The 12,256-nt window shown below is 45.8% G+C and carries 12 protein-coding genes; 5 read left to right on the top strand and 7 right to left on the bottom strand.

Translation table 11 applies throughout. From position 1 onward, the window contains the following. Both VIP81_RS05815 and VIP81_RS05810 read left to right on the top strand, forming a co-directional pair. On the top strand, window positions 1–633 hold a 633-nt coding region (locus VIP81_RS05815; protein WP_331957530.1), incomplete at its 5' end, for an alpha-L-fucosidase. A 145-nt stretch (window positions 634–778) separates the two neighbouring features. Beyond that, window positions 779–1,636, top strand: coding sequence for an NAD(P)-dependent oxidoreductase (locus VIP81_RS05810; protein ID WP_331957529.1), 858 nt, complete (start codon window positions 779–781; stop codon window positions 1,634–1,636). Between the two features lie 134 nt (window positions 1,637–1,770). Here the strand turns inward: VIP81_RS05810 and VIP81_RS05805 are convergent, their stop codons facing one another. Further along, a complete protein-coding gene (locus VIP81_RS05805; protein ID WP_331957528.1) occupies window positions 1,771–2,619 on the bottom strand; it encodes a protease complex subunit PrcB family protein in 849 nt (282 codons plus the stop codon). Between the two features lie 215 nt (window positions 2,620–2,834). Here VIP81_RS05805 and VIP81_RS05800 point away from each other — a divergent pair, with 215 nt between their 5' ends. Continuing rightward, window positions 2,835–3,236: a response regulator gene (locus tag VIP81_RS05800; protein WP_331957527.1), complete on the top strand. Its 402-nt coding sequence runs from the start codon at window positions 2,835–2,837 to the stop codon at window positions 3,234–3,236. Here the strand turns inward: VIP81_RS05800 and VIP81_RS05795 are convergent. After that, entirely contained in the window at window positions 3,226–3,831 is a 606-nt protein-coding gene (locus VIP81_RS05795; protein ID WP_331957526.1) for an alpha-ketoglutarate-dependent dioxygenase AlkB, read from the bottom strand. The two genes, VIP81_RS05800 and VIP81_RS05795, sit on opposite strands and share 11 nt — an antisense overlap. Before the next feature lie 33 nt (window positions 3,832–3,864). Beyond that, window positions 3,865–3,993 (bottom strand): hypothetical protein, encoded by a 129-nt coding sequence (locus VIP81_RS05790; protein WP_331957525.1) that lies wholly within the window; start codon window positions 3,991–3,993, stop codon window positions 3,865–3,867. A gap of 201 nt (window positions 3,994–4,194) precedes the next feature. Here VIP81_RS05790 and VIP81_RS05785 point away from each other — a divergent pair, with 201 nt between their 5' ends. Then, complete coding sequence (locus tag VIP81_RS05785) at window positions 4,195–6,213, top strand: beta-L-arabinofuranosidase domain-containing protein (protein WP_331957524.1); 2,019 nt, start codon at window positions 4,195–4,197, stop codon at window positions 6,211–6,213. 45 nt (window positions 6,214–6,258) lie between these two features. On the opposite strand, the gene VIP81_RS05780 is transcribed toward VIP81_RS05785, so the two are convergent. Next, window positions 6,259–6,762, bottom strand: a complete 504-nt coding sequence (locus VIP81_RS05780; RefSeq protein WP_331957523.1) for an Lrp/AsnC family transcriptional regulator — start codon at window positions 6,760–6,762, stop codon at window positions 6,259–6,261. Window positions 6,763–6,974: 212 nt separating this feature from the next. On the opposite strand from VIP81_RS05780, the gene ppsA reads away from it, so the two are divergent. Beyond that, window positions 6,975–9,386, top strand: a complete 2,412-nt coding sequence (ppsA, locus tag VIP81_RS05775) for a phosphoenolpyruvate synthase (protein ID WP_331957522.1) — start codon at window positions 6,975–6,977, stop codon at window positions 9,384–9,386. A 64-nt stretch (window positions 9,387–9,450) separates the two neighbouring features. Here the strand turns inward: ppsA and VIP81_RS05770 are convergent, their stop codons facing one another. The 3 genes from VIP81_RS05770 to VIP81_RS05760 are packed head-to-tail and all read right to left on the bottom strand — an operon-like array spanning window position 9,451 to window position 12,200. Continuing rightward, entirely contained in the window at window positions 9,451–10,146 is a 696-nt protein-coding gene (locus VIP81_RS05770) for a LytTR family DNA-binding domain-containing protein (RefSeq protein WP_331957521.1), read from the bottom strand. Window positions 10,147–10,150: 4 nt separating this feature from the next. Beyond that, window positions 10,151–11,212, bottom strand: coding sequence for a sensor histidine kinase (locus VIP81_RS05765; protein WP_331957520.1), 1,062 nt, complete (start codon window positions 11,210–11,212; stop codon window positions 10,151–10,153). Further along, complete coding sequence (locus tag VIP81_RS05760) at window positions 11,205–12,200, bottom strand: hypothetical protein (protein ID WP_331957519.1); 996 nt, start codon at window positions 12,198–12,200, stop codon at window positions 11,205–11,207. Before VIP81_RS05760 ends, VIP81_RS05765 begins: the two co-directional genes overlap by 8 nt. Window positions 12,201–12,256 lie beyond the last annotated feature (56 nt).

Below are 12,256 nucleotides of genomic sequence, written 5' to 3'. Positions count from 1 at the left end.
AGCAACGGCCGCATGATGGGCGACTACGAACAAGGCTGGGAACGCAAGCTGCCAGCGCAATACGCCGACACCCACGGTAACGACTGGGAAGGTGTAATGACCATTCCGGAAAATCAATGGGGCTATTGCGCCAAATGGGCCGGACATGTAAAAACGTCCAACGAACTCATTGAAATGCTGGCGAAATCTACCTCGCTGGGCGGCAACTTCGTGATCAACTTCGGACCTAAAAGTGATGGTACCTTCCGTACAGAAGAAGTACAGCGCATGCAGGAAATTGGTCAGTGGATGAAAGTAAACGGAGTAGCCATCCGTGGCGGCGGCTATGCCGGATTCGACAAACAGGACTGGGGATATTACATCCGTAAAACCGGCACTGACAGCGTTTTCATGGTGGTATGCAATGTACCGGTATCCGGTAATCTACATGTAAAACTACCAGCGCAAACTACGCTCACGCAGGCAACACCGCTTGGAAATCCTGCACAGGCATTGGTACCGGAAGTGATTGGGAAAAATGATTATTTTATTCATCTCCCGGTAAAAAATTATACCACACCAGTAGTGATTTTATTACAAACCAACCATACCAGTAGTGGTGACGACGGGCACTTTGAAAAAGCAAAGACCTGATGCATACCCACTACTATGAAGAGCGTAACGGAGATGATCCGTTACGCTTTTTTTGTGAGGGCATACTATATTGAGTAGCACCTTTCTGATAGTCAGCCTACCCACCATACTTAACTTTTTTCCTACCTTCGAAAGAAAAAAGGTTATGATAGCATTCTTAGGCATGGGCCTTCTTGGATCAAATTTCGTGAGGGCACTGATCAGTAAAGGAGAATCCGTACAGGTATGGAATCGTACTACCGCTAAAGCCACTGCACTGGAAAGCTATGGCGCAAAAGCATTTGCGGAGGTAACCGAAGCCGTGAAAGGCGCAGACCGGGTGCATCTGACACTGAAAGATGACCATACGGTAAATGAGGTATTGGCGGCGGCTACAGCAGGATTGAAACCCGGAGCGCTGATCATTGATCATACTACTACCTCAGCTGACGGCGCCGTAGACAGAACCAAAGAATGGGCAGCACGTGGATTTACGTATGTACATGCGCCGGTATTCATGGGTCCCTCCAACGCGTTAGACAGTACCGGTTATATGCTGGTTTCCGGCGATCAAACCGTGATCAGCCAGGTAAGCCCGGCACTCGCTAAAATGACCGGACAACTCATCAATTTTGGCGACACCGTAGGCAAAGCAGCTGGTATGAAACTGATAGGTAACAGCTTCCTGGTAAGTCTTACTGCGGGGCTGGCAGACACCATGTCCCTCGCCAAAGCACTGGACATCCCTGTCAGCGATATCAGCGCCCTCTTTGGCGCCTGGAACCCCGGCAACGCATTGCCGGCCAGGTTGCAAAGAATGACTGCCGGCGACTATAGCCATCCTTCCTGGGAACTGAATATGGCCAGGAAAGATACACAGCTGTTTATAGATGCTGCACAAAAAGGCAATACCCATCTGGCCCTATTACCCGCTATTGCCACAGAAATGGACCGCTGGATCGCGAAAGGCCATGGCAACGACGACTGGACCGTGATAGGAAAGGATGCAGTGGAAAGGATTTAGAATTACGAATTACGAATTACGAATTACGAATTACGAATTACGAATTACGAATTACGAATTTAAGCGGAGATCGTAAACGCAAAGAACATCCGCTATTATCTACCCACAAATCCGTAATTCGTAATTCGTAATTCTCACTCCTCTTGTAACGTCACTTTATAAGCAGTCCCAACAAATGTTTCCGCTTTGGGCTCCGTGATCACCTGTATATTCATACTACCGGGTGCGGGTGCGCTGAGTTTATAGTGAATGATGGCTTCATTACCGGTGGTAAAATCGATACGGGTAATATGCAGCTCATATCCGCCGGTAGGCTTGCTGCCAGCAGAAAGCACCACACTATTTACCTGGTCATTTACCGGTGTAGCTGTAAACGTAACGCCGCCTGCTGCAGGCTGCCCTTCTCCCGCCGTTTCCTTATGTGACGCGATAAACGCAGCAGCATTCTTCACCATCGCTGTGGCTTCTGATTTTGTGATGTATGCTTTAGGACGAAAGTTCCCATTCTCCAATGCCACTACCTTGAACTTGATGAGTGTTTGCACGGCGTTGAGTGAATTGCCGGTAAAAGACTTTTCATCCTTAATAATCAGCCACATCATATTTACCGGGTACTGGTTCTTAGCCGTGATGGCTTCATACAGCGCAAGGGCAAACTGCTCCCGGGTAGCTGAAGATTCCGGATTCCGGTCGCGGCCCGACTCAATGCCGTTATTACCTGCAATGATCAGCGACTGTGCATAAGATGCTTTATCGTTGGCCAGTTTAAAATAATCGCTGGCTTTAGGTGCTTTGATAAAGCGGATGTTGTCGATATTTAAACCCAGCCCTTTTACAATCAGATCGATACCACTACCGAAAGAAATACGCGATTGAGGTTTGGGGGCCGCGTAGGTGGTTACAGGTTTTTCTTTGCTGTAAACCTCCTGAGGTTGTAAAGTCAGGAAGAATACAGGTAATGCTACTGCCATGTATAGATTCATAAAAACAGGTTTTTATAGATGGGACGAAATTAGGTATTTGCAAGAAGGTTTTAAAATCCGTGTATTCTATTACCCTTCCGTTTGGCGGTAATTCCACACTTTGGGGTTTACTCATTTCGCCGTTGTCAATAGGGATGAGGATTAACCGGTTTAAAATTACAATTAATTCTAATGGCATCTGCTTTGACTCTACGAAGGTGTATAAATATAAGCGGATGAAAATTCTCATGGTAGATGATGATGCTGATGACCGGGATATCATTCGGTTTTCAATGGAGTCCATAAATGCATCAGATACAATTGGTTTTGCAGAAGACGGAGAACAGGCACTTACCATTCTACAGGACGATGTAGCGCTTAGTCCCGTTCCACAACTCATTGTATTAGACCTGAACATGCCCAGGATGAATGGCACCGAAACACTGAGAAGCCTGAAGCAGGATGAACGTTTTAAAAATATTCCCGTTATCATTTATTCTACCTCCATCAATCCTTTTGAAAAAGAAAAATGCATGGAATTGGGCGCCCACTCTTTTATCACCAAACCCATTTCTTACCAGGAGAGCGTGGAAATTGCCACGGCCTTCTTAAGTTTTGTCGCTCCTGTTAGTAAATAATCCTAAAGGTTAAATTAATTCTTGGCTGCAAAGGCCGCGCAGACTTAGGGATACGATGCTCCCATTGTTGCTGCAGGTCTCCTTTCATGATCAGCAAGGCACCGTTGCCTAACTGAAGAGAATACTTTCGCTGATGATCCTGTTTATGTCTGAAATCAAAATTTCTCGCCTGCCCCAGACTTAAGGAGGCAATATTCGGATGTTGTCCTAACTCCTGCTCATTATCGCTATGCCAGGCTACCGAGTCATTGCCATCCCGGTAATAATTCAACAACACACTGTTAAAATGCATTTGCGTGAAATCTTCTACTTTATGCCTTAAGTCCAGCAGCGCCGGTGTCCAGGGTAGTGGATCAAATTGTTTTTCAGAGAGATGATAACTGTATTTCGCATCTCCATACCAGGCTAATAGTCGTGGCGTAAGGATCACTTTATCTTTTATTGTTAAAGTAGATTGCCGCCATGGCACCGTGGCCATCAATTCATGCAGGAGCTGCATAGCCGCTCCTGCTTCAAGGAAATGTGGATAATAATCCAGCAGGTTTTCCGGAAAGCGTAAGCTCTCATTATCTTCAAAAAAACTTAACTGCGACATATGTATGGTATACTTACCAAGGGGGCATTAATTTTATGCCAGAAGAGTTTCGTTGAGTTCTGTTGACCGGATCTGCTGTACTTCTCCGATGGAGAATGGAACGGTTTGCGCATTTGCTGTGCTGATGAATAAGATGCCAAACAGGAAGAAGAACAGCCCCATTTTTTTTTCAGACTAAGCATACAAAAGATCTTCCTTCATCCGGTATTGCAAAACCGGCCACTGTTTATCCGCTTCAATAGCTTTTTGCTTTCAGCTTTAACCTTTCCGCTCAATTGATACATTTCATAGAAACATTGAGTCAATTACGATAACTCCCAACCTATATTAAGCCGATCTTAGCAGGATTGACTATCAAAGCATATGAAACTGATTGCTATCGCTTCCACGATATGGCTGGGCCTTTCCATTTCTGCCCATGCACAGGAGAAACAAACTACTGCGCCGACTTATTACCCGAACCGCGCGCCGCTTCATGCCAAACCGTACATCGGGCTCCCGTTGGGAGCTATTACGCCCAAAGGCTGGCTGCGAAACATGCTGGTACAGCAAAAGAACGGCGCTACCGGACAACTGGATAAGCTGTACCCACTCGTAATGAACCAGCGTAATGGCTGGCTGGGTGGTGACGGCGACCAATGGGAACGCGGTCCCTACTGGATAGATGGTTTGTTACCATTGGCCTATATGCTGAAAGATACCGCCCTCATCGCCAAAGTAAAACCCTGGGTAGAATGGTCGCTGCAAAGTCAGCAGGCAGATGGCTATTTCGGACCTTCAAAAGACTATGCCTCTGAGCCCGGCATACAACGGGACAACAGCCATGACTGGTGGCCCAAAATGGTTATGCTGAAAGTATTAAAACAATACTATGATGCCACCAGTGATCCCCGCGTGATTCATCTGCTGACCAACTACTTCCGGTATCAGCTCAAAGAATTACCGCAAAAGCCGCTCGACCACTGGACTTTCTGGTCGCGCTACCGCGCGGGAGATAACCTGATGGTGGTGTATTGGCTGTATAATATTACAGGAGATAAATTTCTGCTGGACCTGGCCAATTTGATACATCAACAAACATTTGATTACACCAATGCCTTTTTACATACCGACCTGCTCTCGACCAACGGCAGCATTCATGGCGTAAACCTGGCGCAGGGCATGAAAGAACCGGTGATCTATTATCAGCAGCATCCGGAAAATAAATACCTGGAAGCTACCCGTAAAGGTTTTGATGATCTCCGTAAGTTCAATGGCACCGCACAGGGCATGTGGGGCGGCGACGAAGCCTTGCATGGCAACAACCCTACCCAGGGCGCAGAACTCTGTAGTGTGGTAGAAATGATGTTCTCACTGGAAAGCATACTCGAAATAAGCGGCGACGTATCGTATGCCGATCAGATCGAGAAAATTGCGTTCAATGCATTGCCGTCACAGATCTCGGCCGACTTTATGACCAGGCAGTATTTCCAGCAGGCCAACCAGGTAATGGCTACCCGGCATATCCGCAATTTTGATGTAAATCATAGCGGAGCAGATCTTTGTTATGGTTTGCTCTCCGGCTATGCATGCTGTACCTCCAATATGCACCAGGGCTGGCCAAAATTCGCACAAAACCTATGGTATGCTACTACAGACAGTGGCGTGGCTGCCCTCCTATATGCGCCCAGTGAAGTAAAAGTATATGTAGGCCGGCAAATACCCGTCACCTTTAAAGAGGAAACCAATTATCCATTTGAAGAAAGTATCCGGTTTACCCTGAGTGCTTCACAGAAAGTAAGCTTTCCCTTTCACCTGCGCATACCTGCCTGGTGTAAAAAAGGTACCGTCAAAATAAATGGCAAAGTATGGCAGGAAGCCGATGGCAACCAGGTGGTGAAGATAACACGGGAATGGAAACCGGGCGATGTAGTAGAGCTACAGCTGCCGATGCACATCTTCCAGCATACCTGGTATGAAAATTCGATGTCGGTAGAACGTGGGCCTATTACCTATGCATTGAAAATCGGAGAAGCAGCGCAGGTAGTTACCAATACAAAAGATCCGGTAGATAATGGCGCCACCTATACCGAAGTACGCCCTACCACTCCCTGGAACTATGGCCTCATTGCCACGCCTAACAATAAACTGACCGATCTTTATAAGGTAGTAACCACCACAGCGATGCCCGCCAATCCATGGTACTCCGCGCAGGTACCCATCTCCATAAAAACAACCGCGAGAAGAATACCCTCCTGGCAATTATATAATGAGATGACAGGACCTATTCCGTACAGTATTACTTATGGAATGGAAGATGGTGCGGAAGAAGAAATTACGCTCGTACCCTATGGCTGTACAAAACTTCGGATTTCACAGTTCCCGGTGTTGGGCAACCGATAAATGAAATGGGGTGTATCGCTGCATGATACACCCCACTTTTTAAATTTATTTATTTTTATGAGGTAGTTTAGTTTGCTCACCCGTTTTCAGGTTCAACTCCACTTCAAACTTAGACTCTGCTAAAACAAACAGGCTGCGGATCTTATAGATATTATCCAGCTTCGACAATTTAGTCAGGTTAAATTGTTCATAGGCTTCCATATCTGCCACCAACACCTTCAACAGGTAATCAAACTGTCCATTCATTTTATAGCATTCCATTACCTCCGGAAAGGTATTGATCTTTTGTTCGAAGGCCGGCAGGCGGTCGTGCCCATGCTCCTTTAACGTAACACTGGTGTAGGCGACCAGGTTTTTACCGAGCTTATTTTTATTCAGCACGGCGATATAACGCAGGATATACCCTTCTGCTTCCAGTCGCTTTACCCTTTCAAAGATAGAAGTAACTGACTTACCTAACCTGGAAGCAATCTCTTTATTGGTTGTTCTGGCGTCTTCCTGTAATATGTCCATTATACACATATCAATCTGGTCAGGTATGAAACTCATGCTGTGCTATTTTTATCAAAAATAGGGATACTGCTACTGATTTAGGAAAAAAAGTCGGTGGAACCCGTCTTTTTTAGTTTTGTTTTCGCTTTTGACTAAGTTGTTGTCATTCCATTGTCACATGATCTAATTTGCTTTCCATAGAACACAAACCACGTTTGGAAGACATACACCACCCTTCCATTTCTTTTATTCACTAAACTCATTTCTATATGAGAGAAAGTATTGTACTGCCGCTAAAAGCGGTGGGCCTGGATGCTATTGCCCTGGTAGGCGGTAAGTCTGCCTCACTGGGCGAAATGATTGCCAACCTAACCTCCGTAGGCGTAGCTGTTCCCGATGGTTTTGCCATCACCACCACCGCGTATTACGATTTTATGAAGCAAAGCGGGCTGGAAACATTTATAGCAGAACAGGTAGCTACCGTTGACTTTACCGATATCATTACCCTGCGCAGAGCGGGACAGAAAATAAGACAAGCCATCAGCAGCACCCGTTTCCCACACGAACTGAGTGAACAGATCATTGCGGCTTATCATCAATTATCTCAGCAATACGGGCAGGAACAAACGGATGTGGCGGTAAGGTCCTCCGCCACCGCGGAAGACTTGCCAGACGCCTCTTTTGCAGGGCAACAGGAAACCTTCCTGAACGTAAGAGGTCCTGCCGCATTAATCGATTCGGTAAGAAACTGTTTTGCCTCTCTCTTCACCGATCGCGCCATCAGCTACCGGCAGAACTTCGGCTACAACCATTTTAGTATAGGCTTATCCGTATGTGTACAGAAAATGGTTCGCTCCGATCTGGGTGCTTCCGGCGTTGCCTTCTCCCTCGACACTGAATCCGGATTCAAAGAAGTAGTAGTGATCAACGGCTCTTTCGGGCTGGGTGAAATGGTGGTACAGGGCGCCGTATCGCCAGATGAATTCATCGTATTCAAACCCTGTATGGAAGCCGGTTATACTCCCATCATAGAAAAAAAACTGGGCATCAAAGATAAGAAAATGGTGTACGGGGAAAGCAGCGATGAAAGAACCAGGATTATACCCGTAGAAAAAAAACAACAGCAACATTTTTGTTTGAGTGATGCGCAAATCATGCAGCTGGCCACCTGGGTACGCTGCATAGAAACCTACTACTCTGAGAAAAAAGGCCGCTGGTGCCCGATGGATGTTGAGTGGGCAGTGGATGGACTCACCAATGAATTGTACATTGTACAGGCACGCCCCGAAACCATTCATTCGCGGAAAGATCATACCATGATCACCTCTTATGCCATTGATCATACCGATACCGCCAGACAACTATTAAAAGGTATTGCCGTAGGCGATAAAATTGCCGCCGGTAAAGTAAATATTCTCTTTTCCCTCGACAACCGCCTGATTACCGGCAACGAATTCAAACCCGGTGATGTCCTCGTCACCGACATGACCGATCCCGACTGGGAGCCTATCATGAAAATGGCTTCCGCCATCGTCACCAATAAAGGCGGACGTACCTGTCATGCTGCGATCGTAGCCCGTGAAATGGGTATCCCTGCTATTGTTGGTTGCGGCGATGCTACCGAAAAATTAAATATTGATCAGGAAATCACTGTGTGCTGCGCACAAGGCAGCGATGGTATTGTATACGAAGGCATCCTGCCTTTCCGGGAAGAACAACTGGACCTGTCAAAACTCCCGGCCATCCGTACACCACTCATGCTGAATGTAGGTTCTCCGGCCATGGCCTTCCAGTTTGCTCACCTGCCCAACAAAGGTGTGGGATTAGCCAGAGAAGAATTCATCATCAACAACTACATTAAAGTACATCCGTTAGCGTTATTAAAACACAAAGAACTACAGGATGCAGACCTCTCTGCTAAAATAGCCCAGCTCATACAAGGTCACGATAATGAAGTAGACTACTTCGTGAATAAACTGGCCTATGGTGTAGGTAAAATTGCCGCCGCTTTCTATCCTGAAAAAGTGATCGTACGTTTTTCAGATTTCAAAAGCAATGAATACTTCAATCTATTAGGCGGTAAATACTTTGAGCCTACAGAGGAAAATCCGATGATAGGCTGGAGAGGCGCGTCCCGCTACTATTCCCCACAATACAAGCCTGCTTTTGAACTGGAGTGTAAAGCCATTCTCAAAGCAAGACAAACCATGGGACTTAAAAATGTAGTCGTAATGATTCCATTTTGCAGAACAGTAGAAGAACTGCAACTGGTACTGGCTACCATGGAAGAATTTGGATTGCGCCGCGGCGAAAACGGACTGGAAGTATACCTGATGGCAGAAATACCCTCCAATATTATGATGGCGGAAGAATTTTCCGCTTTCATTGATGGTTTCTCGATAGGATCAAATGATCTGACGCAGCTCACACTTGGTCTCGACAGGGATTCTTCCCTGGTGGCCAATCTTTACAATGAATTAAATCCGGCAGTACAACGGCTCATTGCACATTTAATTAAAGTAGCCAAACAACAAAAAGTAAAAGTAGGGATCTGCGGGCAAGGTCCATCGGACTTTCCGGAGTTCACAAAATTCCTGGTACAACAGGGCATAGATAGTATTTCAGTTACACCAGATGCAATCATAAAAACGGTGATGGCGATTCATGAGGCGGAGAAGTAAGAAAAGAAAGCGCTGGAACTTTGTGTAATGCAGGGTTTCAGCGCTTTTTTAAATACCTCCTCACTCATCTCGGCATATTAATCGCCTCCATAAACTGTTTCATATACGCATCTCCAACGGGCACATTATACTCACCCGTAAAAATACGCTGCCGTTCTATGCTGTCTATTTTATCCAGGGAGATGATATAGGATTTATGTACTCTTAAGAACCGAAACGGCGCCAGGATTTCTTCAAAGCTGCGCAGGTTCTGCAAGGTGAGGATCTTTTGTTTGGTGGTTTGTATGGCTACGTAATTACGCAGGGCTTCTACAAAAAGAATATCTTTTACATCTACTCTTACAATTCGTTTATCGGTGCGTACAAAAATATAATCGGTGCCGGCAGGTTGTGAAATGGCGGGTGTAATTTTTGCCTGCACGCGTTGCACGGCTCTGGCAAAACGTTCAAAGGATACGGGTTTCAGGAGATAGTCTACCGCCTCGCGATCGAAGCCCTCTACGGCATATTCATCATAGGCAGATACAATCACGATTTGTATGCCCGCTGGCGCCAGCTGCATAAATTCAATGCCGCTGAGTTCCTGCATTTGTATATCCAGGAATACAAGATCTACTTTTTCCTGTTTCAGAAAAAGCAGTGCTTCCTGCGGATGAAGAAATGTTTTCAACAGTTGCAGGTCCGGCGTTTTATTGATGAAGGATACCATTACCTGTGCCGCGAGTGGCTCGTCGTCTACCACTATACACTTTACTGCCATATCATTACCAGTTGATCACTAAGTTACTATAATATTCATCTTTCAGATCTACCACTTCTAATTCATGTCTTCCGGGGTAGATCAGTTGTAAGCGCTTCCGTACATTATCCAGTCCGATGCCGCCGGTTTTATCGCGCTGATGGCCGGAGATATAATTATGTACGCGGAGTACCAGCTGTTGCGGATTACATTCCAATGCAATACGAACCGGCTTTTCCGGGCGATTACTCACCCCATGCTTAAACGCATTTTCTATAAAAGGTACCAGTAGTAAAGGCGCTACTTTTTTATCAGGCATCTGTTCCGGAAAATTAAACACCACGCCTTCATTACATCCGGTACGAATACGTTGCAAAGTTACGAAGTCCTGCAGATAACGAATCTCGTCGGCAATACGGGCGCGATAGGCAATATCGGGTGGCTGATCCACCATATAGGCCAGCAGGTCGGTGAGGGTTTTATGCGCCCTTACTACTTCCGGGGAATCCATCAGCGCCAGCGAATAAATGCTGTTAAGACTGTTGATAAGGAAATGAGAATTTAACTGCATCTTCAGAAAACCAGATTCCGCCTGTAGTTGCTGTTGCTGTAAGATAGCCCGGCGCTTGTCTTCCTGCCACCATAAAATAAAAAAGCAATAAGCAAATGCCGCCACCAGGATGATGGTACCACTCCACAAACCACTGATAAAATAAGCAGAAAAAGATTGATAAATCTGTACCTTTTCTTTGTTAACCACCTGGTAGCCTCCATTTAAAATAATATCCCGAAAAAAGGTATCGGCTATCAGGTACTTCAGTACAATGCTGCCTGTCATTAAGGGTATCACGGTGAGCAAAAGCCGGCCCCAATTATTGTATTGCAGGAACGGAGGCACTACCCAGCGCAGATAAACATAACACAGCAGGAAGTTCAGCATCCCAAAAAGCCCATAATTAATATGAAAATTTTGCATCACCAGGGAGGTACGATGTACCACCGTGATAACATTCAGTCCATATACCAATACCATCCATACCAGCATCAGCACAAAAAATTCTATGATATTTTTACGGATACTAAGCATTAGCCGGGTATATATTTATTTTATCCGGAGAGATATGCCGGGTGGAACTTTCCGGCGTCACAGACAAGGATACGGTGTCATTGGAAATATGTAGGGTAATCAGCAACCGTCCTGGAATCCCCTGCCATTCACGCATCTTTTTTTCCGTCAGATATTGCAAACGCAATGCTTCCACCAGCCCGGCCGGTTCATCACCGGTCATCTGTACAACAATGGATTGCATCGGATGGCATAGGTTACGTAATTCTATGTAGCGTTCAAAATTTAGCAACTCTTTTTTAAAACTCACCTTCTCATTTTCCAGGGCTTTATCGTATAACATATATCTTAACAAATCCGACAACAACAGCATGGCGCGTGTACCTTCCTTTTCACGTTTTGCGGGGTCTTCTAATAACGGCGCCAGTTGCTGCAAATTATATAACAACTGCCTGGAGCCTTCCTGCATACGCTCATACCGGCGGCGGGCATGAGCTGCCGTATCGGCCAGCAACCGGTCTTCCGGCACCGCATTTCGCCACTCCAGGAAAAGGCGGTAACTACACGCCAGCAACGCCACACCGGTACCTACCTGTATGGTCAACGGCAAATATTGCAGGAACGTCATCGGCTTCACCGGTGCAATCATGGATGACATCATCCTCAAAGGAATAGCCCTGAACAATACTTCGTCAGGGAAGATAAAATAGCCGATGAGATATTTGAATACAGAAAACCCCAGCACCGATGCAATGGTGTACAGGATCATACGCCGGTACTGCTTCTTTCTCACCACGGTGGGCAGCAAAACGAATACCAGCAGGTAAAACAACTGAAAATTAATAAAGCCATATATCACATATTTTACTGCTACCCATTTGAATAACAAAAAACTGGACAACATTCCTTTTATCGATGGATAGGTGTATAGTAGTATCAGGGCCATCCAGACGGCCAGGTGTGCAAAATACCGATATGGTTTATTGGGTCGCATATACACTTGTAACATTGAAGATAGTATTTGCTGCAAAGGTTTCTGCATAAATAGCTACTTATTTTTTTCGT

This window comes from Chitinophaga sp., from assembly GCF_036566945.1.
Classification (GTDB): domain Bacteria; phylum Bacteroidota; class Bacteroidia; order Chitinophagales; family Chitinophagaceae; genus Chitinophaga.
Note: the sequence above shows the minus strand (reverse complement) of the source record. Positions and strands in the feature narration are given on the sequence as shown.